22 protein-coding genes are annotated in these 23,492 nt (G+C 42.1%); 8 read left to right on the top strand and 14 right to left on the bottom strand.

Annotation, left to right across the window (positions count from 1 at the left end; translation table 11 throughout):
• Positions 1 to 160: 160 nt before the first annotated feature.
• Positions 161 to 1,681, bottom strand: coding sequence for an acetaldehyde dehydrogenase ExaC (gene exaC / locus A3774_RS05925; protein WP_067864652.1), 1,521 nt, complete (start codon positions 1,679 to 1,681; stop codon positions 161 to 163).
• 377 nt (positions 1,682 to 2,058) lie between these two features.
• Between exaC and A3774_RS05920 the strand changes: the two genes are divergently transcribed.
• Both A3774_RS05920 and A3774_RS05915 read left to right on the top strand, forming a co-directional pair.
• On the top strand, positions 2,059 to 2,859 hold the full coding sequence (locus tag A3774_RS05920; RefSeq protein ID WP_067864649.1) for an FRG domain-containing protein: 801 nt from the start codon (positions 2,059 to 2,061) through the stop codon (positions 2,857 to 2,859).
• Between the two features lie 145 nt (positions 2,860 to 3,004).
• Positions 3,005 to 3,664 carry a putative 2OG-Fe(II) oxygenase gene (locus A3774_RS05915; RefSeq protein ID WP_067864646.1) on the top strand — a complete coding sequence of 220 codons (660 nt, stop codon included), beginning with the start codon at positions 3,005 to 3,007 and terminating at the stop codon, positions 3,662 to 3,664.
• Positions 3,665 to 4,019: 355 nt separating this feature from the next.
• Here A3774_RS05915 and A3774_RS05910 read toward each other — a convergent pair whose 3' ends face one another.
• The 5 genes from A3774_RS05910 to pedF all read right to left on the bottom strand — a co-directional run bounded on the left by A3774_RS05910 (position 4,020) and on the right by pedF (position 9,172).
• A complete protein-coding gene (locus tag A3774_RS05910) occupies positions 4,020 to 5,768 on the bottom strand; it encodes a PQQ-dependent methanol/ethanol family dehydrogenase (protein ID WP_067864643.1) in 1,749 nt (582 codons plus the stop codon).
• Between the two features lie 298 nt (positions 5,769 to 6,066).
• The gene (locus A3774_RS05905; protein ID WP_067864640.1) at positions 6,067 to 6,990 is read right to left on the bottom strand and encodes a quinoprotein relay system zinc metallohydrolase 1; all 924 of its coding nucleotides are present in this window, start codon (positions 6,988 to 6,990) and stop codon (positions 6,067 to 6,069) included.
• 15 nt (positions 6,991 to 7,005) lie between these two features.
• Complete coding sequence (locus A3774_RS05900) at positions 7,006 to 7,755, bottom strand: quinoprotein dehydrogenase-associated SoxYZ-like carrier (protein WP_067864637.1); 750 nt, start codon at positions 7,753 to 7,755, stop codon at positions 7,006 to 7,008.
• A 63-nt stretch (positions 7,756 to 7,818) separates the two neighbouring features.
• Complete coding sequence (locus A3774_RS05895; protein WP_067864633.1) at positions 7,819 to 8,736, bottom strand: substrate-binding periplasmic protein; 918 nt, start codon at positions 8,734 to 8,736, stop codon at positions 7,819 to 7,821.
• On the bottom strand, positions 8,729 to 9,172 hold the full coding sequence (pedF, locus tag A3774_RS05890) for a cytochrome c-550 PedF (RefSeq protein ID WP_156473664.1): 444 nt from the start codon (positions 9,170 to 9,172) through the stop codon (positions 8,729 to 8,731). The genes A3774_RS05895 and pedF overlap by 8 nt, the downstream gene beginning before the upstream one ends.
• 755 nt (positions 9,173 to 9,927) lie before the next feature.
• Between pedF and A3774_RS05885 the strand changes: the two genes are divergently transcribed.
• Positions 9,928 to 11,754, top strand: coding sequence for a PQQ-dependent methanol/ethanol family dehydrogenase (locus A3774_RS05885; protein ID WP_082792365.1), 1,827 nt, complete (start codon positions 9,928 to 9,930; stop codon positions 11,752 to 11,754).
• 93 nt (positions 11,755 to 11,847) lie between these two features.
• Positions 11,848 to 12,486 carry a pentapeptide repeat-containing protein gene (locus A3774_RS05880; protein WP_067864627.1) on the top strand — a complete coding sequence of 213 codons (639 nt, stop codon included), beginning with the start codon at positions 11,848 to 11,850 and terminating at the stop codon, positions 12,484 to 12,486.
• A gap of 67 nt (positions 12,487 to 12,553) precedes the next feature.
• Here the strand turns inward: A3774_RS05880 and A3774_RS05875 are convergent, their stop codons facing one another.
• From A3774_RS05875 to A3774_RS05860, 4 genes are all read right to left on the bottom strand, one after another.
• Positions 12,554 to 13,198 carry a response regulator gene (locus A3774_RS05875; RefSeq protein ID WP_067864624.1) on the bottom strand — a complete coding sequence of 215 codons (645 nt, stop codon included), beginning with the start codon at positions 13,196 to 13,198 and terminating at the stop codon, positions 12,554 to 12,556.
• Positions 13,195 to 14,484, bottom strand: a complete 1,290-nt coding sequence (locus A3774_RS05870; RefSeq protein WP_067864621.1) for a HAMP domain-containing sensor histidine kinase — start codon at positions 14,482 to 14,484, stop codon at positions 13,195 to 13,197. The genes A3774_RS05875 and A3774_RS05870 overlap by 4 nt, the downstream gene beginning before the upstream one ends.
• 139 nt (positions 14,485 to 14,623) lie before the next feature.
• Complete coding sequence (locus A3774_RS05865) at positions 14,624 to 15,259, bottom strand: response regulator (protein ID WP_067864618.1); 636 nt, start codon at positions 15,257 to 15,259, stop codon at positions 14,624 to 14,626.
• Positions 15,260 to 15,405: 146 nt separating this feature from the next.
• Entirely contained in the window at positions 15,406 to 15,843 is a 438-nt protein-coding gene (locus tag A3774_RS05860) for a cupredoxin domain-containing protein (RefSeq protein ID WP_067864616.1), read from the bottom strand.
• A 221-nt stretch (positions 15,844 to 16,064) separates the two neighbouring features.
• On the opposite strand from A3774_RS05860, the gene A3774_RS05855 reads away from it, so the two are divergent.
• The 4 genes from A3774_RS05855 to A3774_RS05840 are packed head-to-tail and all read left to right on the top strand — an operon-like array spanning position 16,065 to position 19,764.
• Positions 16,065 to 17,204 (top strand): ABC transporter substrate-binding protein, encoded by a 1,140-nt coding sequence (locus tag A3774_RS05855; RefSeq protein ID WP_197468014.1) that lies wholly within the window; start codon positions 16,065 to 16,067, stop codon positions 17,202 to 17,204.
• Positions 17,205 to 17,220: 16 nt separating this feature from the next.
• On the top strand, positions 17,221 to 18,192 hold the full coding sequence (locus tag A3774_RS05850; protein WP_067864610.1) for a YVTN family beta-propeller repeat protein: 972 nt from the start codon (positions 17,221 to 17,223) through the stop codon (positions 18,190 to 18,192).
• Between the two features lie 49 nt (positions 18,193 to 18,241).
• A complete protein-coding gene (locus A3774_RS05845; protein ID WP_067864607.1) occupies positions 18,242 to 18,982 on the top strand; it encodes an ABC transporter ATP-binding protein in 741 nt (246 codons plus the stop codon).
• Positions 18,979 to 19,764, top strand: a complete 786-nt coding sequence (locus A3774_RS05840) for an ABC transporter permease (RefSeq protein WP_231867950.1) — start codon at positions 18,979 to 18,981, stop codon at positions 19,762 to 19,764. Before A3774_RS05845 ends, A3774_RS05840 begins: the two co-directional genes overlap by 4 nt.
• Before the next feature lie 18 nt (positions 19,765 to 19,782).
• On the opposite strand, the gene A3774_RS05835 is transcribed toward A3774_RS05840, so the two are convergent.
• The 4 genes from A3774_RS05835 to A3774_RS05820 are packed head-to-tail and all read right to left on the bottom strand — an operon-like array spanning position 19,783 to position 23,399.
• Positions 19,783 to 20,961, bottom strand: a complete 1,179-nt coding sequence (locus tag A3774_RS05835) for an MFS transporter (protein WP_067864604.1) — start codon at positions 20,959 to 20,961, stop codon at positions 19,783 to 19,785.
• A 41-nt stretch (positions 20,962 to 21,002) separates the two neighbouring features.
• A complete protein-coding gene (locus A3774_RS05830) occupies positions 21,003 to 21,680 on the bottom strand; it encodes an ABC transporter ATP-binding protein (protein ID WP_067864602.1) in 678 nt (225 codons plus the stop codon).
• The gene (locus tag A3774_RS05825; RefSeq protein WP_067864599.1) at positions 21,673 to 22,434 is read right to left on the bottom strand and encodes an ABC transporter permease; all 762 of its coding nucleotides are present in this window, start codon (positions 22,432 to 22,434) and stop codon (positions 21,673 to 21,675) included. Before A3774_RS05825 ends, A3774_RS05830 begins: the two co-directional genes overlap by 8 nt.
• Positions 22,434 to 23,399: an ABC transporter substrate-binding protein gene (locus A3774_RS05820; RefSeq protein ID WP_067864596.1), complete on the bottom strand. Its 966-nt coding sequence runs from the start codon at positions 23,397 to 23,399 to the stop codon at positions 22,434 to 22,436. The genes A3774_RS05825 and A3774_RS05820 overlap by 1 nt, the downstream gene beginning before the upstream one ends.
• Positions 23,400 to 23,492: the final 93 nt, after the last annotated feature.

Genomic DNA, 23,492 nt, shown 5'->3' with positions numbered 1-23,492 from the left:
CTATTTTCTTGATTTTCGGGAAAAGAAAAGCACCAAAGTAGGAGTCGTTTGAACAAAACGTCAGGCATAAAAAAAGCGGCCCTTATAGGGCCGCAATAATGCAAGAAGCTAAATGAATAGCAATGGACGATAGATAACCTATCGTCCGAAAGCTTCCTATTTAGAAGAAGCCTAGAGGATTAGCGCTGTAGCTTACCAACATGTTTTTAGTCTGCTGATAATGCTCAAGCATCATCTTATGGTTTTCACGGCCTACACCTGACTTCTTGTAACCACCGAACGCAGCATGTGCTGGGTACAAGTGGTAGCAGTTCATCCAAACACGACCAGCCTGAATGCCGCGACCCATGCGGTATGCAAGATTAGTATCACGTGTCCATACACCAGCACCTAAACCAAATTCAGTATCGTTAGCAATTTCTAACGCTTCTGCTTCATCTTTAAAGGTAGTGATGGCAACAACAGGACCAAAGATCTCTTCCTGGAAGACGCGCATTTCGTTTGTGCCTTTGATTAGTGTTGGCTGGATGTAATAACCAGAACCAAATTCACCTTCCAGCTTCTCAATACCGCCACCCATAAGGATTTCAGCACCTTCTTCACGACCGATATCCATATAACCTAGGATCTTGTCGAACTGTTCTTGAGAGGCTTGTGCACCAACCATTGTTTCAGTATCAAGTGGGTTACCACGTTTAATCTGACCAGCACGTTCAATAACTTTAGCGATGAACTCATCAGCGATGTCTTCTTGTACAAGAATACGTGATGGGCAAGTACATACTTCACCTTGGTTAAAGTAAGCAAGTACCGCACCTTCGATTGCTTTGCTAACGAACTCATCTTCTTGAGCTAGCACGTCTTTGAAGAATACGTTTGGTGATTTACCACCCAACTCAGTCGTAGAAGGAATAATGTTTTCAGCTGCACACTTCATGATGTGTGAACCTACTGGCGTAGAACCAGTGAAGGCAATTTTAGCAATACGCGTACTTGTTGCTAGCGCTTGGCCTGCTTCAGCACCAAAACCGTTAACAATGTTTAGCGTACCAGCAGGAAGAAGATCACCAATGCACTCCATCAAAATAAGGATAGAAACAGGCGTTTGCTCAGCAGGCTTAAGAACAATCGTGTTACCTGCAGCTAGCGCTGGAGCGATTTTCCAAGCAGCCATTAGCAATGGGAAGTTCCAAGGAATAATCTGACCAACAACACCTAGTGGCTCATGGAAGTGGTATGCAACGGTTGTTTCATCAATTTCACCAATTGAACCTTCTTGAGCACGGATGCAACCTGCAAAATAACGGAAATGATCAGCCATTAGAGGCACGTCAGCTGCCAAGGTTTCACGTACGGCTTTACCGTTATCCCATGTTTCAGCAACAGCAAGGCGTTCTAGATTTTCTTCAATACGGTCAGCAATTTTAAGTAGAACATTTGAACGATCAGTTGTAGATGCTTTACCCCAAGCATCTTTCGCTGCTTCTGCAGAGTCAATAGCAGCATTGATATCTTCTTCAGTTGAGCGTGGAATTTCGCATATAGCTTCGCCCGTTACTGGTGAGTGGTTTGTAAAATATTGTCCATTAATGGGCGCAACCCACTGACCATTAATAAAGTTTCCATAACGTTCTTTGAAAGAAACTACAGCGCCGTCTGTACCTGGCTTTGCGTAAATCATCTTCGAAATGCCTCTTGTTTTTATCTACTGTCAGGAGTGTTGGACAGTATGGTTATTTTTACATACCCATATTAACGACCCACCAAGAAGCACAGGTATCATTCCTTGGCATCAAAAAAATACTTATTTGGTACTACTTATCGAGGCCCCTGCTTAACATATATTGACATTTAAAATAGAAATCCCATACAAAACAAAACTATAACATATTGATAAACATGAAGTTTATTTTTTAAAACTCCATCTATATTGTACTGCAAATAATAATATCCTAATTTATGCTTTTTAGTGCTGACTTGCCGAATGTGTGTACATTAATCGTACTCAGGGCTATAAACGCTAAATTAATCCTCTTTTTTACGGCCGGAGCCAATACAGTGACGAAGGTATATACAGTAAAAAGCTGGCAAGAATTTTTGACGCTAGTCGAATCGGAAGAGCTTCGAGGCTGGGCCTTTCGTGGTCAATGCGATGCAACTTGGGATTTAGAAAGTTCACTTACTCGACGCCTAAAACAATTCGTACCTCAAGCCCGCTGGGCTGAACAAGAGGGCCGTGCTATTCGTGTCTTTAAACGTAAAGCCCATTACTTTTTACATGATACCTCTGCACTTAATGATGACTTTCGCTGTTTAGCACTTATGCAGCATCACGGCGCCCCTACACGATTACTAGATTTTACCAAATCTCCTTATGTTGCTAGTTACTTCGCTCTCCACTCCAGCACAACGACGGCTGCAGTCTATGCAGTAAACACGCCCGCACTTTGGCATGAAGCGACCCCACCAGGCTTCCCTGAGCAAACAAGGGATGCCATAGACCCTCGCAAGCATGACCTGCTGCACAAGTATTACCTGTCTAACCAATACCCCGTGGTGTGGCCTGGAGAGCCCTGGTCTATGGATCGTCGCATTGTTGCTCAAGCAGGGACTTTTATGATCCCTGGAAAGATCGATGTATCGGTTGCTGAGTTATTAACTAATTACGATTATAACGATATTATTCTTGCCAAAATCATCATACCTAATGAGATAAGGTCAGAAGCGATGGAAGCGCTCTATCGAATGAATATTAGCCATGCAACACTCTTCCCTGATTTGGATGGTTTAGCACGCTCTATATCCTATGAACTGGAAGCCAGCTGGGTTGGTTCATCAGCCAACACTCATTCAAATTAAGCACGCAATAAACGATTAAATAAGTGAACTCAAAAAGGCTTATCGTAAAGTGTTCTTCAATTTTTTACCCCGCAGACCTATCGCAATAGATAAATGAGACGACTCTCATTACAATGCGATTACTTATATGTATTAGGTCATCACAATGTATACTCAAACGCCAGAGATAGAATCTATTAACGCATGGTCATCCCCTCTGTTCGTAACTACAAATCCGGACCACGAATTTATTAAAGAGGATTTGCTTGCGTATATCTATGAGTATCAACAGCATCAATCCCATGCAATTGATAGCCAGGTAGCAGTAACCGCTAAACATCAATTGTTTGAAAGTAAGTTAAATTTTCTTGAGACTGAGTTGCCAGCTATCATTGAAGCCCGCCGGATGCTCGAAGAGCTGCTGTCTGCCGTAGTTGCCGAAGTAAATAGTGGTTGCTGGCCAGAAGGCGTTGAAGGTGAAGCAACAATAATAGAGTCATGGTTTCATGTTACAAAAGATGGTGGATATCACGATATCCACTCCCACCCAAACTGTTCATGGTGTGGCATTTATTATCTAGAATCTGGTGAGTGCGCGTTGGACGCTCGCAATGGTGTTAATCGCTTTTATGACCCAAGAATTAATGCGGATCATTATGCCGATGCTGGTACTGCTTATTTAGGCGAACAAGGCTTTTGGGACTTTGAACCCGTTGAGGGACAAATTGTTATCTTCCCCTCTTATCTTAAACACTCAGCACTGCCCTACTTTGGAAAAAAAGACAGGGTCGTTATTGCCTTTAACAGCATTATCGATTTAGTTTAACCAGAAAATAGATCTTAAGTTACCTAAACACCGGCAGGCATACCTAGTCGGTTTTTGTATCTTGATTAAGCTTTCCTCTCTAAGCATGTAACAGCAATCGCTTGTATCCACAGGAAAGAATATTAGTGTTATTTATTTTCTAGTTTAGAAGCTATCCTCTGTCTTTGCTAAACTATATTCCTAATTAATATCTGTCACTTAGAGCCCAAACTTAATAAGCCTTATAAGTAAAGCTGACGACCTCATAGATTAAACAATACTTTAAAACCAAAAAAGCCAACTATATCAGTTGGCTTTTTATGCTGGGACAGGCTAAGCGCTGAAATCAACGCTTAGTCGTAATTCCGAAGAATTACTAAGGTAGTTTGAATGTCCAAACTGTGCCACCTTGGTTAAGGTGTTTAACACGTTTAGCCACTTCACCACCCCATAGAGGTACTGCACCACCCCAACCAGAAACGACAGATAGGTACTGTGAACCATCCTGTTCCCAAGTTATTGGAGAGCCTACGATGCCTGAACCCGTGTTAAATTTGTATTTAACTTCACCGTTCTTAGCGTCTAGACCAAGCAAGTAGCCTTCTGGCGTACCGAAGAATACTAAGTTACCTTTAGTCGATAGCACACCACCCCATAGAGGAGAGTAGTTTTTGTAGCGCCATACTTCTTTACCCGTTTTTGGATCCATCGCACGCATAACACCAATGTAATCATCGTTCATTGGTTTAATCGTGAACCCTGCACCTAGGTAAGCAGCGCCTTTCTTATAGGCTGTTGGCTCATTCCAGATATCCATCGCCCATTCGTTTGATGGTACATAGAACAGACCTGTATCTTGGCTGTAAGAGATAGGCATCCAGTTTTTACCACCCAAGAAACCTGGGACAGCGTGTACAGAACTACCTTTCTTACCATCTTTAGAGTCAGCAGGGTTACCTGGACGGAACGCTTCATCATAAATTGGACGGCCAGTCTTAGGATCTAGACCTTTAGCCCAAGTAATTTCGTCTATAAATGGGAAGCCTCGGATGAAATCACCGTTTTCACGATTCAAGACATACATGAAACCGTTACGGTCAGCTGTTGCAGCCGCTTTAACCGTTTTACCACCTTCTTTATAGTCAAAAGAAACCAGCTCGTTTACACCATCGTAATCCCAGCCATCATGTGGAGTAGTCTGGAAATGCCATACGATTTTACCTGTATCAGGGTCAATTGCTAGACGAGAAGATGAGAACAAGTTATCACCTGGACGTAGGTGAGAGTTCCATGGTGCAGGGTTACCTGTACCGAAGAACAGTAGATCAACGTCAGCGTCGTATGTGCCGCCTAACCATGTAGCAGCACCACCGCTTTTCCATAGATCACCAGGCCATGTTTTACCTGCTTGGCCACCGGAAATGCCGTTCTCAACTTTCTTACCATCTTTCCAGATGTAGCCCATGTGGCCTTCAACGGTAGGACGAGTCCAAGCAAGTTTGCCTGTTTTAGCATCGTAAGCTTCAACTTTACCAACGATACCAAACTCACCACCAGATACACCAGTGATTACCTTGCCTTTTACAATGATTGGTGCAGCGGTAATAGAGTAACCCGCTTTGTAATCTTCAACAGTTTTCTTCCAAACAACCTTACCCGTCTTGTTGTTTAGGGCAACAAGCTTAGCGTCAAGCGTACCGAAGATAACTAGGTCATCATAAAGTGCAACACCACGGTTGATAACGTCACAGCAAGGCATGATGCCGTCAGGTAGACGTGCATTGTATTCCCATAGCTCTTCACCTGTTTTAGTGTCAACAGCGAATACACGAGAGTAAGAAGCAGTAACGTACATTACGCCATCTTTAACCATCGGCTGTGATTCTTGACCGCGCTGTTTTTCACCACCAAAAGAAAACGCCCAAACCGGACGCATATCTTTAACTGTTTCTGTATTGATTTTGTCCATTGGACTATAGCGCTGACCACGAAGGCCCATGCCGTAAGTCAACACATCACCTGTTGTCATCTGGTCGTTAAGGATATCTTTATCAGTAACACCAGCTTGAGCCGTGCCTGCAATAGCCATTGCTGCAACTAAGGCTGACAGAGTGAATTTCTTCATTGTACGCTCCTCTACGGATATTTATTATTAGCGTTCAGAGAGAGTCGGGAAAAATTCCCAATCCATGCGCTCATTGTTTTTCTTTACCGCTTTTTCAACAATTAAACAGCGGAAGTAGTTTCTTCATCCCTTAGTAGTAATACCAGAAAGACATAAAATACGAGACAATACCTAACGAAACGCTTATTCCTTTTAATTCAATAAGTTAGCAGCCTTTTATGGCTGCTATATAAAGAGAACATCTTACAGAATAAATTCTAGTCGAATTTTAGGAAAGGAACAGGAGAAAGGGAAAATATCAAAAATACAGCTCTTCATACTTGGGATAAAGATGGGCAACAGTCTTAACAAACTCTGTTCGAGTCAGTTGAATCGAATCAAACTCAGCACTAATCGGCAGCCTAATTACTTCCGTCATGCTCAGCCCAGCTTTTGCTGCATCTGTTAATGTTTTATCCAACCACTGCAAATAAGACTTCATCTGCGCTAAAGGACGATGATCCATCGTAACAGGACCATGACCCGGTACAATATGCGTATATTTAAAGCTTTCAAGTCGGTCGATGTCATCCATCCAAGTCGCTAACCCTGGTGTATGCGGCGTTGTGAGTGCACGCTGATAAAATACGATATCCGACGCAAATAATACGCCTGTTTTTTCATCATAGATGACAAGATCAGCACCACTATGCCCTGAAAAAGCACTCAATTGAAAACGGTGACTGCCTAAGGTTAAATGATCAGATTCAATTACCGTGGTCGGCAGCTGAACTTCAGTGGAGCGCATCCAGTCGCCGACTAAGCGGTACATATTTTCAGCAAAGCTATCACCATCCTGTTTTATCTGCTGCTTAGTTTTAGGCAGGGACAATATTTCAATATCCTTAAAGGCCTGATTACCTAAAAAGTGATCCGGATGTTGGTGGGTATTAAAAACATATTTGATCGGTTTGTCCGTTACAGAGGCGATAACCGCCCGCATCTCTTTACCGTATTTTAATGAAGGGCCGGTATCAATAACGACAACACCATCCTCAGTAACCACGAAGCTGGTATTAACAATATTTCCTCCATTTCTATTGGAAAAATCTTCAAGCTTACCCTGCAAAACCCATGTATTGTCAGCAATTTTTTGTGGTTTCAAATCATAACTGAGAGGAGCTGCCATAAGCGGCCCTGCGACAACGAGTAAACTAGCTATAACAATCTTTTTGCTAATCATTGCGATCCCCAAAGTTTAAAGCTCTTGCTCAAATTCGTTACCACCATTATCCCTTAGCCAGATTCTGTGTTTTTTAGACGCATCTCGAACATCAAAGGTAATAACAGGATTCTCGCTCACAGGTGGTGAGAGCTCCATACGTGCTAACGGCTCACCACCCTCAGAACGAACAGAAATGGTCTCGATATAAAATTCAGGGATTGCGTCAACAAGTCCTGTATCCATCGGATGGATAACTTTGAATTTATAGCGCCCACCCTCCTCTCTTGGGAATAAGCGGCTCTTCATCTCACCTAAATGGCTTTCCCAGTATGGATCAGCGTTTGCCATGCTCGGTGTTGAGCACCCTCCGCCTGCAGCCTCCAAGTAACGCCCACCTATATGCCAAACACCATCTTTCGTCAGAACTGCCGCTCTAACTGCAGTGCTTTGCTGAACTTTTATTCTTAACGACATGCGAGGAATGATGTCGGGATGGGGGTGGTAGGTAAAGATGTGTTGAATTGGATTGAGATCTGCCCAAGAGATAATACGCTGGATATCTCCACTCAATGCGCTTGCATCAACCGTGATGGGTACTTGCGTTGGGTCTTCAGCAAACTCGGGGAGTTCGACCTTAACCTGATCATCAAACACATAAGGCTCATTACCTATGAATGTTTTACGCATGTAATCCCAAAGCGGTGACTCTAAAGGATCCGTAACCGCATAAGCAGGAAGCGATATTACAGCACTCAAAGCGAGTGCTGATATTTTCTGTTTCATCGTTTAACCTCTTAATTATTTTTATAGATGTTAAACCGCTATAAAAAAGACACTACATCATGATTAGTTAACGTCCAAATACAGCGATGGCTTTTCATAGGTTAAACCATAAGATTGGTAGATTTTAGCCATATCACCGTTGCGGACCATTTTATCAACAACCTCTTCGATAGCATAACCTAATTGGCGATAGCTAGTTTTAACCGCCATACCAATATCCCATTTCTGTTTACCCATAGAAGGATAACTGTTTGTGGCAAATTTAAAGTTAGGATCGCCAGCTTTATTAACTAACCAGTCGATCTCTGCCCGCATTGCCATAACCGCATGCACTTCACCGTTCTGCATACCCTTAAAGGCTTCTCGTGCATTTGTATAGTGGTGAGTTTTTTCGCGCATACGTCCGCCAAAAGCAGACGTTAAGTAAAAATCGGGCAGACTATCGATCTCAACACCAATCGGATGGTATTGAAAAACAGCAACCGTAGAGACGTTATCAATCTTACGACTATCGTACGTAACCTTCCAACTTTCTCGTTGGTATGGACCAAACATGACCACCATGTCGTTAATAACGGCACCGGTAGAATCTTGCATATAGGCAAATTCACGGTCATAGGGAACGCGCATCATCACATCCGCAACTTTTTTAAGCGCGAGAGCTCCTTGTTCCTCGTCCTTATCTAAATAATGTCCTTTCCAAACATTATTTCGCAAATCATCTTCGAGGTTTTCATCCGGAGTAATCCAATGGGTCTTAAAGTTAACGCCCAAGCCTTTAGCTATACGCTTACCCACTTCAACATCAACGCCCACCGCCTTTCCATCTTCAATATAAGAGTAAGGCGGAAAATCTCGATAAAAACCAACGGTCAAATAGCCACTATCTATTACGTCGTCGTAATAACGAGCTTGCGCCAGGCTGCTGAGCAGGCTGGCGCAAGTGAAAACAGTAGCATAAAATAGGCTATGTTTATTCATCAGTAGTACGAGTCTCTAAGTATGCGCGGATTGCCCATAAGGCTTCTTGACTAAGAGTATCAGCCATTTTAGGCATATAAACACGGCCGTCACGTACGGCACCGTTAATTACACGGTATTTAAACCACTCATCACCTTCGATACCTGACTCAAGGTAACGCAGATCCGGTGCAATACCGCCAGAAATAGCATCAAGGCCGTGACAACGAGCGCAATTTTGAGTGTAAGCAGATGCACCTATCTCTACTGCAAGCTTATGGTTTTCATAGTCTGGTGTATATGGGTTGGTCTCCAACCACTCATCCCCAAGCATTTTAAGACCTGTTACATCAACGCTTTGAGGTACTACATCCCCATGCGCCATTGCTTGGCCAGACAAAACAGCCGCTAACATTCCAGCTGTAGTTAATCCCAGTATCTTTTTATTTATTGACATCTCTATTCACCACTTAGTTTTTATACGGTCCGCCTTGCCTGGTATTACACTGTGTCAAAAAAGACCAGGCTCTACTCTTTGCAATCATCCTAATCGCAGCTGGCGAGAATACTTATTATTAGCCAGAGTCACCCACTCCAGCCGTTATCCCTATATGATATTGCTTGTGCAAAATCAGCAAGAATTGTACTTTGGGTTTCAAAAACTAGTCCCTTGGTACCAGATCATCACACAGTAGTACTTAAGTACTATTATTATGCCTAAGCAAATAGAACCAAAGTTCTAAGACCTTAAGTCTAAATGAGAATGATTCTTCTTTGCATGAGTTGTCCTTTATACCTCCTATTCAAACTAAAAATATTGAAGCTCTATTATAGGAAAAGCTCTTTTCTACAAAGCTGGCAAATCTATATTTACAGCCTCTATAACCTTTTTAACTGTAATCATCCAGCTCAGCCTTATATTTTACGCTCTTTCAGCCTACCACCCAGTAACTGAATACAAGATAAATAAAACATATAAATTTACGAGGGTGTTTCTTTATCAATAACTTATACCTTTTCGCGAAGTATTAGTTTTTCGTTTTTTATCGCGAAAATATCCCAGCATCGAAAGGCATATTTCCCTTAAGGAAGGGCTACTATCCCATATTACTTGGGCTTGATTCCGTAGCCGCGTGTCTGTCGGCAAAACTAGAATCTCAATGCTCGATTTACAAAAAAATAAAACGCTATTCGTTTACAGGGTTTATGAAAATGACAAAAATAATAGGAACGGGAATCAAGCCTCTATGTGTTGCGATCACTTTGTCGCTCGCAGCTACTACAGCAATTGCTAAACCTGTCACTTGGAATGACATTAAGAATGATGCCAACACTCCAGAAGATGTTCTTGGCTATGGTATAGGACCAAAAGCTCAGCGCTGGAGTGATTTAACTAAAATCAACGATAAAAATATAGATGCCCTTGTTCCTGCATGGTCATTCTCTTTTGGCGATGAGAAACAGCGCGGTCAAGAATCACAAGCACTTGTGCATGATGGCATTATCTATATTACAGGTTCTTATTCACGTATATTTGCCGTAGATGCTAAAACAGGTAAAAAAATCTGGTCTTACTCTTACCGCCTACCGGATGACATTCGTCCTTGTTGTGACGTAGTTAACCGTGGTGCTGCAATTTTTGGTGATCTTGTATACTTCGGTACGCTAGACGCTGCTATCGTAGCGCTTGATAAGAAAACCGGTAAAGTGAAGTGGAAGAAAAAATTCGGTGACCATACCGCAGGTTACACAATGACCGGTGCTCCTACGATCATTAAAGATCAAAAGACAGGCAAAGTTCTTTTGATTCATGGATCTTCTGGTGATGAGTTTGGTGTTGTAGGTAAATTGTTTGCACGCGACCCAATGACAGGTGAAGAGATCTGGATGCGTCCTTTCGTAGAGGGTCACTACGGCCGTCTAAATGGCAAGAAAGGCACACCTACCGGCGATCCCAAAGCACCATCTTGGCCTGATGATCCAAATTCACCAACGGGTAAAGTTGAAGCATGGAGCCATGGTGGTGGTGCCCCTTGGCAGTCAGCTAGTTTCGATATAGAAACCAATACAATTATCATTGGTGCGGGCAACCCTGCTCCTTGGAATGGTTGGGCGAGAACATCACCAGGTGGAAACCCAGCTGATTACGATAGCTTATACACATCTGGCCAGGTTGCTGTTGATCCATCTACAGGCGAAGTTAAGTGGTTCTATCAACATACACCTAACGATGCTTGGGATTTCTCCGGTAATAACGAATTAGTACTTTTTGAGTACAAAGACAACGGTAAAACAATTAAAGCAACAGGTCATGCTGACCGTAACGGTTTCTTCTATGTAGTTAACCGTGAGAATGGCGACTTCATCCGAGGTTTCCCATTTGTTGACAATATCACTTGGGCAACACATATCGATCCTAAAACGGGTCGTCCAGTAGAAGTTGAAGGTCAACGCCCTGCTCTTCCTGAAAAAGGCAAGAAAAAAGGTAAGTCTATAGAAGTATCACCTCCATTCTTGGGCGGTAAAAACTGGAACCCTATGGCTTATAGCCAAGATACTGGCCTTTTCTATCTAGGTGCTAACCACTGGAAAGAAGATTACTGGACTGAAGAAGTTCACTATAAAAAAGGTGCAGCATACTTAGGGCAAGGTTTCCGTATCCGTAAGATGTATGACGACCATGTTGGTGTGCTTCGTGCAGTTGATCCTAAAACAGGCAAAATTGCATGGACTCACAAAGAAAAATTACCATTATGGTCAGGGGTTCTTGCCACTAAGGGTAACCTTATCTTTACAGGTACAGGCGAAGGCTTCCTAAAAGCATTTGATGCTAAAACAGGTAAAGAGCTATGGAAATTCCAGACAGGTTCTGGGATTGTATCCTCGCCTGTAACTTGGACTCAGGATGGTGAGCAGTATATCGGTATCGCAAGTGGTTACGGCGGTGCTGTACCTCTATGGGGTGGCGATATGGCTGACTTAACTAAGCCTGTTTCTCAAGGTGGTTCATTCTGGGCGTTTAAACTAAAGACTAAATAAAAATTAGTTTTACGCTTTATTTAAATAGATTCTAATCTATCTATGTAGCCCTCTTTCATCACTATGATAAGAGGGCTTTTTTTTGGAGCACACATGAAATTTATTATCCCTATTGGGCTCTTATTTTGCGCATCGAATCTTTTTGCAGATGAGATGATTATCAATGGTTGTAAAATAGAACCTAAAGCACAATGTGCAAACATGGATCTATCTGGTGCTAATTTAAGGCTTGTCGACCTTCGCAACGCAGATCTAAGTGGTGCGAACCTATCGGGAGCCGACTTACGTCATGCGATCTTAAAAAATGCAAATCTAAGCAAAGCAAACTTATCAAAGGCAAATCTAGCCCGCGCAGACATGAGACATACTTCAGTTAAAGGAGCTAATCTGTCATCTGCCAACCTTGAAGCAATTAATGGTTGGACGCTTTTTGGCCAAGGTGCAAACTTTAACGACGCCAATTTATATGGCGCAAACCTAGAATTTTCTAGATTAAGTAATGCTAAATTTGAGAGAGCAGTATTACGGGCGGCTAACTTAGAAATGGCATGGATGACCAAAACTATTCTAACAGGCGCTACGTTAGAAAATGCCAACCTACAAGAAGCCAAACTGAATGGCGCATCACTAGAGAATGCAATATTCACAGGCGTACAGAAACGCTATGCGTCATTCCAAGCAACATATATGGAAGGATGTGTAGATTGCCCATTTGATTGGGCAAGGGATTAAACAATTATGGACAATGCACCGGTGCATAGAACCGGTGCACTCTGCCTTAACTGTAGTCGCTCAGACTTTAACTGACGTCTACACCAACTTTAACTACACCGGTTTCTATCGCCAAATGAACTAATTCAGCAGTAGAGCTGATCTGTAATTTACTTTTCAATATAGAGGTGTAGTTGGATACTGTTTTATTGCTGATAAATAGTTGTTCAGATATCTGCTGAACGCTACAGCCTTGAGCCAACATAACAAAAATTTCGAACTCCCTTTGTGTCATATCTTTAAGGCGCTGATCTTTCTGTTCTGGGCGAGTAACCGCTAAGCGCATAGCTAATTCATGTTCAACATATAACTGGCCTGCAGCCACTTTTTTAACCGCATCAATTAATATTTCAGGGGTGCAGCTTTTTGTAATATAGCCTTTTGCCCCAGCCTCCATTGCTTGCGCCACCACTGGTGATTCATCGTACATACTAAAAAACAAAACATTGATATTTGAATCACGTTGTAAAATACGTCGCGTAGCTTCAACTCCACTAATTCCCTGCATATTAACATCCATAATTACAATATCAGGCTTATCTGTTTGGCAAAGGTTAAATGCTTGATCACCATTACTGGCTTCTAATACATCACAAGGCGCAAGCATCGTTGATAACAAGCTTGAGTAGCCCTGACGAACTACAGCATGGTCGTCCGCGATAATTATTTTCATACTTCCTCCACCTCAATAACAGGGATCTCCATAGAAACCATACTGCCACCTTCGGCTAACTGTTTGAAATTTAAAGTACCTTGCATACAGCGCGCTCGTTCCTGCATGGATCTTAACCCTAATCCTGAACCTTTAGAGCAGTCTGCCCCGATACCATTATCACTCACGATTAACTTAAGCGAATCACTCTCCTCTTTAAGAGTTAGATCGACCAAGCTTGCTTGGGCGTGTCGCGCGATATTATTAAGCGCTTCTTGAATGATTCTATATATATGCGTGTTGTTTTCATCTGATAATGAAATAAGCGATTCTGGAAAGTGGAGGTCAACCTTTATATGGTGAGATTGGCTCCAGGTTTCAACCAGCGTCCGTATTGCATCAAGCAACCCTAATTGCTCTAAAATGACGGGATGTAGTTTACGAATTAATTGCCTAAAGCTTACATGCATCGCATCGCAATTAACCGTTATCTGTTCGCCTACAGCTGAAACCATGTCTGGATTATTTGCTGATGCTTTTATTAAATAGGCTTGAGCCCTGATACCTGTTAAATACTGCCCTAGGTCATCATGTAGCTCCCGTGCTAAGTGAGCCCGTTCCTTTTCCTGTAAACGCATCAGCTCATGAGTTAAGCGTGCATTATCTTGTTCCGCGTTCTCAAGAGCGAGAGCCATTGCGTTAAAGTGTTCAGATAAATCATTGATTTCTCTGATTGAATAGTGATCAAGCCGAGCCGTAAATCGACCCTTTTCTATATCTTTTAGCGCATTCAAAAAATCGGTTACCGGTTTAACGCCGTGCCTGACTCCAATATAGATTGCAAGATTTGATAATAGCGCACTTAATGTAAATAACACTAAAACACTTTGGACGGATTCCCACACCTCTTCAACTTCATCAGAGGTATCCGCTTGCAAACGTAACGCTCTACCATCAGATAGATACCTGAAGTATTGCTTTTCCTCTATGTGATCAAGCCCTGGTATCATGTTAAAAAACCATTCGGGCACTTCATCAGAATGATGGGGAGGCTGGTCGTTACTTGAAAGCTGTGTATTATCAACAATAGATAGATGGACATGGCGCGTTTCGCCATCAAGTAGATTTTTTAATAACTCTTCGTCTGTAACAGCGGCACTTAAAAGTTGATGGGTAAAGCTTACGCCCGCGGAAACTTCTCGAGTGATATCTTTAGTTGCTTGCTGAAGCATGCCATATACCGTCACCAAAAGGGCAAACAAAAATACGAGTGCAACAACCAAATTTAAACGCAAAACAGCTTTCATCTACATACCTAATCTAGAATATGACGAAGTTAAAGTTCCGCCAACAGCTAGTATGCAAACGTCAGTGGGTCGGGCAGTATTCCTCTATAGCAGTATTCAAACTAGCACTTAGGTACTGAATTGCACCCGCCTTTTCAGTTTAGTGGGCTATTTTGATAACACCAGCCTCGATTGCCAAGTGAACTAATTCCGCAGTGGAGCTGATTTTCAATTTACTTTTTATGGTGGTTACATAGTTTGAAATAGTCTTAATATTTAGCGATAGAGTGTCAGAAATAACTTGATTACTTTGACCTCGCGCTAACATAACAAAGACTTCAAATTCGCGCTGCGTCAACTCTCGCAAACGTTCATCGGAAATATTTTGTGAATTTAGCGCTAATTTCATAATTAACTCATATTCAATGAATATTTCACCTTTAGATATTTTTGTTACTGCTTCAACGAGGGTTTTAGGGGAGCCTGATTTAGTGATATATCCCATAGCACCAGTATCTAACGCTTGCTTAACGATAGGTGCTTCATCATACATACTAAAGAATAGCACTTTTGCATCATTATCTACTTGCAGAATACGGGTGGCCGCTTCAATGCCACTAATACCTGGCAAGTTAATATCCATAATTACAATGTCTGGCAGCTCCTTCTGATAGAGTTCGCAGGCCTCTTCTCCACACGCCGCTTCAACGATTTCGCAATCCTTAATAACCGTCGGAAGAACACTTGCGTATCCTTGTCGCACAACCGAGTGGTCATCAGTAATTAGGATTTTCATGAAGTCTCCAGATAGGAAAAATAATATCCCCCATCCTACCATGAAAAACAGGCTATTTTACCTATCTGTGAAGGGTAAACTAAGATAAAAATACTCGCCTGAATCTTTAGGCGAGTATTTTGCTATAAACAACAACTAAGGCGTTATTATTTAACGTTAAATACGCCTTCCATTCCTTTCTCTTCTAGGCCTTCAGCGTAAAATTCGAAGCTGCCTGGTTTTACAGGAACGAAGTAAATTTCCGCCTCTGCTTCCTGTTCAAATTCAAGCTCAGTAACACTCATAGTTTTTATTTCCATATCTCCAGCTTCAAGTTTACGCAGGAAAATAGAAGCAAAAAAATCTGGCGCCTGCAGGGCGTATTCTGTTTGGCCACTAGAAACTATTTTTAGTTTGTAAGCTTTGCCCGTTTCAAGCTGATACTCTTTTTGTGATAGCTCATAACGGTTGTCTTCAGTTCCTAAAACAAGATCTGGCAGTTTCGTTGGCCTAGTTGTTAAATCACCTTTTGCCATTGCAGACATACTTGAAAGAGTTAAAGCCGCAGCCAACGTTCCCATAGTAAATGTTTTTATAAAATTCATTTTGTACCTCAAGCATTAAGAGTGTTTAATTATTATGTTTTACTATGCTAAAGATCACTCTGGGCAAAAGAATGCTACTTCGGTACTAATTGTTTTCTACTTTATTCATATTCCGAGTTCACAGATTCCCGCCTATGCTGGGATAAATACACTAACGGTAAGCTTGTATAACTATTATGTTTTCTAATTATATAAAAAGAAAAAACGCATTAGCGATAACAATGGCAGCTCTATTAGGTAGCAGCAATGCTTATTCTGAGATAGAGGTTAATATTAGTTATTTACAACAGGAGATTGATCAAGGCCCCGTTTTATCTAATATCCTGCCCGAACCTGAAGATGCGGGCTTACAAGGTGCAAAACTGGCAATTCAGGATAGCAATACAACAGGCCGCTTCCTAAAACATAAATACCAGTTACAAGATGCTATCAGTGATGACCCTCAAGTCTTGCTTGATAAGGCAAAGGCACAATATGAAGAAGGAATTAGATATTTTGTTATCAATGCCGATGAGCAAACCGTTAGGAAATTCACAGACTCACTCGGGAAAGATGCACTTATTTTTAATGCGGGATCAAGTTCAAATACCCTAAGGCGACAGGTTTGCCAGCCGAATCTTTTTCATACGATGCCTAGTAGAGCAATGCTAACTGACGCCTTAGCGCAGTGGCTTAAAGCAAAACGATTACAAAAAATCTTTATGATTACCGGTTCAACTACCGATGATAAAGCCTATAGCAACTCATTTAAACGCTCAGCAAAACGTTTTGGCTTATCAATTGTAGAAGAGAAAAATTGGAGTTTTGATACAGATTTGCGCCGAACAGCGCAATCGGAGATGCCTTTATTTACTCAGCATCGTGATTATGATGTTGTTTTTGTAGCTGATGAGCGTGGTGATTTTGGGGAGTATGTACTTTACAACACATGGCTACCTAGACCCGTAGTGGGCACTCAGGGGCTGACCCCTGTCGCTTGGCACCGAGTAGTAGAGCAATATGGCGCCGCACAATTACAAAGCCGCTTTCAAAAAAGCGCCAATCGCTGGATGAATAGCAAAGATTATTCCGCATGGGCGGCGGTCCGTACAGTGGCCGAGGCGGTAACACGGACGCAAACAAATGATGCAACTACGAATCACGGATATATCACTTCTGATAATTTCCAGTTAGCTGGATTTAAAGGCCGTAAGCTTGACTTTCGCAGCTGGAATGGACAACTTAGACAGACTATTCCATTAGTTCACCCTCGTTCGCTGGTATCTTCCTCGCCTCAAGAAGGCTTTTTACACCCCACGAATGAGCTCGATACATTAGGGTTTGATCAAAAAGAAACTGACTGCACTGAAACACGCAAATAAAAAAATTGGAATAATTATGAATTTTAAAAGAACACTTACTGCATTAGCTGTTGGTAGCTTGCTAGCCTCTTCCGCACTTTATGCAGAAACGGCTTATGTCTCCAATGAGAAAGATGACACTATCTCAATCATTGATTTAGATACGATGACTGTCACTGACACAATCGATGTTGGTGAGCGCCCTCGCGGAATAATACTTTCTAAAGATAATTCTAAACTTTATATCTGTGCATCTGATTCAGACACTGTGCAAGTGATGGACCTTGCCACCAATCAGATTATAAAAGAGTTACCTTCAGGTGAAGATCCTGAACAGTTTGCTCTTCACCCAAACAATCGTCATCTATATATTTCAAACGAAGATGACGCCCTAGTTACTATAGTTGACACTGAAACAAGTGAAGTGCTTGCACAGATTGATGTAGGTGTTGAACCTGAAGGTATGGCTGTCAGCCCTGATGGAACAATGGCGGTTAACACAAGTGAAACCACTAATATGGTTCACTGGATTGATACAGTAAAACACGAATTAATAGACAATACTTTGGTTGATCAACGCCCACGTCATGTTGAATTCAGTAAAGACAGCAAAGTCTTATGGGCAAGTGCCGAAATAGGTGCCACAGTTTCCGTTATTGATACCACTTCGCGTAAAATAATTAAAAAAATCACTTTTGAGATTAAAGGTGTTCATAGAGACAAAGTGCAGCCCGTTGGTGTTAAGCTTTCAGACGATGGACGTTATGCTTTCGTTGCTTTAGGACCTGCCAACCATGTGGCCGTTGTTAACGCTAAAACCTATGAGGTTGAGGACTATATCTTAGTTGGCCGTCGAGTATGGCATATGGAGTTTAACCAAGATCAAAGCCTTCTGCTTGCGACAAACGGTATCAGCGGTGACGTATCAGTCATTGATGTTAGTAAAATGAAAGCGATTAAGAGCATTAAGGTGGGACGGTACCCCTGGGGTGTTGCAATTAAACCATAATTTTTAAATGAGGCCTCCAATTGGAGGCCTCAACTTATTTAGGAATAGTATGACAATTTCAGTCGAGTCGCTTAGCTTCAGTTATGGCCCAAAACAAGCACTACAAGATGTTGACTTCCTGCTTGATAAGGGTGTATTTCATGCTCTAATTGGGCCTAACGGGGCCGGAAAATCCACTTTATTCGCCCTATTGACTCGTCTCTACGAGTTACAAGGAGGTAATATTTATATCGATGGGCAAAGTATCAAAGAGCAGCCTGCTAGTGCTATGAAACGGATTGGCGTCGTCTTTCAGCAAAGCACCCTCGATTTAGACCTCACTGTAACTCAAAACCTGCTGTACCATGCATCACTACACGGGATTCCTTCCAAAGAAGCACAAAAACAGATTGATAATGAGCTTGATCGCATGGAAATGAAAACACGGGCTAACGAAAAAGTTAGAGGGCTTAACGGAGGGCACCGTAGACGTGTTGAGATTGCAAGAGCTTTACTTCATAAACCCGACATTTTGCTATTAGACGAACCAACCGTTGGTTTAGATCCTCAAACACGAAGAGGACTTAATCGACATGTTCGTAAACTATGTGATGATGAAAATATTACAGTTTTATGGGCCACACATCTAATGGAGGAGATAGACCTTAATGATCCTATCATTCTCTTGCATAAAGGCAGTATCTTGTTAGATTCAGTCGCGAGTACAATGATTGAAAAATCGGGCGAGCAAAACCTAACCGATGCCTTCCATAAATTAACAGACAGTGAGTCCTTTGGAGGTACCCAATGAACATTTCTGCATCCTGGTACTGCTTCAAAGGAATATTAATACGTGAATTTTTGCGTTTTGTGCAACAACGCTCCCGCTTTTTAAGCGCATTAATTAGACCTCTGCTTTGGCTTATCGTATTTGCGGCAGGCTTTAGAGCGGCATTAGGTATCGCTATTATCGATCCTTATGAGACCTACATCACCTATGAAACCTACATAGCACCAGGCTTATGTTGCATGATCTTACTGTTTAACGGCATGCAAAGCAGTCTGTCGATGGTGTATGACAGAGAGATGGGGAGTATGCGAGTGCTACTGATGAGCCCTCTTCCTAGACCTTACTTATTGCTATGTAAAATGGTTTCAACAGCCCTTATATCTCTAACACAGGTTTATGCTTTTCTCTTGATCGCATTGCTTGTTGATGTAGAGCCCCCATTGCTAGGTTACTTAACAGTATTGCCAGCCCTTTTACTGGTCGCCCTTTTACTAAGTTCATTAGGTCTATTTCTTTCGACTAGAATTAGACAACTTGAAAACTTTGCTGGCGTGATGAATTTTGTAATCTTTCCAATGTTTTTCCTATCCTCAGCACTTTATCCCTTATGGAAAATGCAGGAAGCGAGCGAATGGTTATATTGGATCTGTGCGGTTAACCCCTTTTCTCATGCAGTAGAACTAGTTAGATACGCGTTATATCTAAAACTGAATACTGATGCGATGTTTATTACTGCAGGATGTACTTTGTTTTTTGCAGTACTGGCGGTAACTGGATTTAACCCTCAGAAATCTGGTAAGTAAGCGTTAAATAAAGCCTGATTAAATATCAGGCTTTATTTTTTTAAGTCGTCTTAAACTGAGCAGCCCCAATAAAGGACCCGGTGCAAGTAACAACATAACCCACTCAATAGGAAAACTATCCAATAACATGGCTGTTATTTGTGTCGCTATAATCGTGATGGTAAAGCCTATTGCGTTAATCATAGTTAACGCACTACCAACAACCGCATTAGGTGCTGTTCGAGCGGATAAAGCGGAAAATTGAGGCGAATCAGCCACAACGGTCACCCCCCAGATAGTCCAAAATATGACCACCGCAACAAATGGAAGCTCAAAAATAAATGGCGAAAGCAAACAGCAAACGCCTGAACAAAACAGCATAAACCTAGCAACATGCCAGCTTCCTAGTTTTAGCGAAATATGCCCGCCTAACATGCATCCTAAACCACCGACACCAATCACATAGAAAGACCAAAATGGGATATTAAGATCAACCTCGTTCTGTCCTGCCCAAGCAATAAACCAATACGGAGCCAAAGCTAACACCGCATAAAGCTCCCACATATGGCCAAAGTAGCCCCCGGCTGCCGCTTGCAAAGGTTTATCTTTCATAGCGACCCACAGATGTCTAAACCTTAGAGCACCGCCTTTATGTAAAGCTGGGCCGTCAGGAACAAACAACAATACCAATAAACCGCCAATAACAGAGCAAGCACTGGTCAAGTAGATAACCGACTGCCAGTCATTAAACTCAAAAGAGGCAAAGAGGTGACCCGAGGATGTACCTAACGCTAAAGCACCAACGAGGTAGCCCAATGCTAAGCCTAAACCTTCAGGGTACCAACCTGTAGCGATCTTCATACCAACAGGATAGACCCCTGCTAACATCATCCCGCCAAAAAAACGCAATAACAAAACCTGATTAAGGCTATCAGCCCAAAAAGCTATTTGAAGGTTAAAGAAAGCCGTGCCTACAGCACAGATAAAAAACAGAACGCGAGGCGATATACGATCAGCCAATGCGAGGAAAGCAAAAAGGAGTGCCCCGACAATAAAGCCAAGCTGAACGGAGTTTGTTAGCTCAGCCACCGCACTATTGGGAAGTGACCATTCAGCTTGTAATACAGGTAAAATTGCATTGCCCGCAAACCATGTTGATGTCCCCAAAAGCTGGGCAATAACAATGGCGAGAAGTATATGACGAGGTCTATCATTCATTATGTTTTTATTCTTATATATCATCAAGTTGCCCGCACAACTTAATGTTTCAATAACATCTCAAGTTCTTGACGGGATACTGCATCAATCCTACTGTTATAAATCACTTGAGCCGGCGAATTACCTAAGACAGAAACACTATCACTAAGTTCAAGCGCTTCCTCTAAATCATGCGTAACATAAAGCATACTACGAGTTGGATGATCACAAACCAAGCGTTTTATCAGGACACGCATTTCACGTGCGGTAGGAAGGTCAAGTGAGGTCAGAGGTTCATCCATCAACACCAACTCAGGCTCGAGTAATAAGCACCTAACCAGAGCGACCCTACGCGCCATACCTAAAGAAATTTTAGACGGATAATAATCCACATAGTCTTGAAGTTTGACCTCCTCTAATAGCTTGAGAACGATCTCTTCGTTGGGCTCAACCAACAGTAAGTTCTGCATAATCGTTCGCCAAGGCAAAAGGCGGGGTTGCTGAAATAGATAGCCTATTTCAGGTTTATGAGGCAACCAGTAATTAGCCCGCCGCGTTTCACCACCTATGGCTTCAACATTCTCTTGCTCTAAACCTGCCATTAAATTAAGTAAGGTCGTTTTACCACTACCTGATGGCCCTAAAAGGCAATGCGTTTCCCCTGAATTTACCTTGATATTTAAAGCAGACAAGATCTGCCTTTGGGACAAGGTTAGCCCCTCTACATGAAACTCAAACATGGCTACTACCCTTCTGCCAACGGGACGCCTTTCTATCTAAAGGCTGTAAAATAAACCATTCAATTAACTGAACAACAGAGATAAAAGCTAAGCTATAAGCCAATATAGTAGCAACATCAAATGACTGAAAAGCTAAATGTAATTGAAAGCCTACTCCATTAGAACGCCCTAGCAGCTCGACTACCAAGACAATCTTCCAGATAAGGGCAAGACCGCTTCGTGTTGCTATCATGATGTATGGGAACAGCTGAGGCCACCAGATATGGACTAGCTTTTGCTGGACGCTAAATTTATACATAACTGACATCTCTTCCAACTCGTGGTCAAACATGCGCCCTCCTTCTCGGAGAGTAACTGCAACATTAGGTAACTTGTTAATAATCACGGCTGCAACTGCGGCAACCTCAACAAGACCAAACCAGATATAAAGCAAAATAATGACAACAAGTGCTGGAATGTTTAACAGAATAATTAAAATAGGATCGAGAATACGGTTAACAAAACGAAAGCGGCCCATTAAAACACCAACAATGCCACCCAGTAGCATCGCGAAGACAAAGCTAATTACGACGCGTTGCAAAGTCACTAATAAGCTTTCAACTAAACGCTGCTCTCTAAACTCTTTACTTAATGCTTCAAATACCTCTAAAGGTGCAGGTAAAAGAGGGCTAGATACAAATGAGGCGACTAGCCACCACCCCGCCAACAAACAAGTAAGGGCAATGACCTGGTCGCTTAATCGACTGCTTTTCATTACAACCCCTTATAAAAAAGTTCAGGATTGAGCTGGGTGCCTGAGGGATATGGTTTAAGCTCATCAATCATCTGATAAAAGTTCACAGCATCCTCAATCTGTTCTTGCGTAATATCGCTAGGGATACCGGCTCGATAACCTGCAACAAGTCCCTGATAGATAGCATCATTCTCTACTTTCATTAAAGGTCGAAGCGCTGTCCATGCTTCATCATCTATAGCCAGTTGCGCTTTTGCCTGCTTAACTGCCCGATAAAAACCCGCAACCAATGTCGGGTGCTGATCTTCAAAAGATTGATTAAAGAGGTAACCCAGCATAGGAATATCACTGGTTAATCCTAACCCTTTCATAACGTCCTTAAGGCTATATAACTTACTATACCCCTCCGCTTCCAATCGAGCGCCATAATGCCAAAATGTTGCAAGCATATCTAACTGACCACTTCTCAGTGCCTGATTTAGCAGTGGGGGCGCTCCGAACTGTATTTTTACATCATTCTGAAGGTCGATCCCCTCTTTCTTTGCCGCCGCACGTAGTAGTACCCAGCCTTTATTCAATGGCCCTCCTGCAATGCCAACCCGCTTACCTTTTAAATCTGAAAAATTGAGCATTTTGCTGTCTTTTGCAGCGATAATGCTACCTATTTGTTGAGAAAATGGGATAAACCTCAGATTAGCTCCTTTCATATTTCGCTCAGTAACCCACAACCAATCAGAAACGATAAAGTCTGCATTACCTGAAGTGATTGCGATTCTCGCAGCTGATAAGCTGGCAACAGGATCAATAACGAGATTGAAGCCATTGCTATGATCAAGTTGCATATTTTTGAGATGTTGTAATTCCCAATTAACAGTACCGGAAGAGATGACAGTGACGTGAACCGTCGGTAACGGCTCCTTTGCTGCTAGATGTGTTGTAAAAATAATTAAAATACTAGAGAGGATTAGCTGGAAAGAAATTCGCATGAAATGCCTGTGATTCTGAATAAAGTAGATGCTAAAAAGCCCTTAACCAACATATGCTGCTAGGCTGTGTGTAAAAATAGTACTTTCGTACCT

This window comes from Neptuniibacter marinus (assembly GCF_001597725.1).
GTDB lineage: Bacteria > Pseudomonadota > Gammaproteobacteria > Pseudomonadales > Balneatricaceae > Neptuniibacter > Neptuniibacter marinus.
This window is presented reverse-complemented; position numbering and strand designations above follow the sequence as displayed.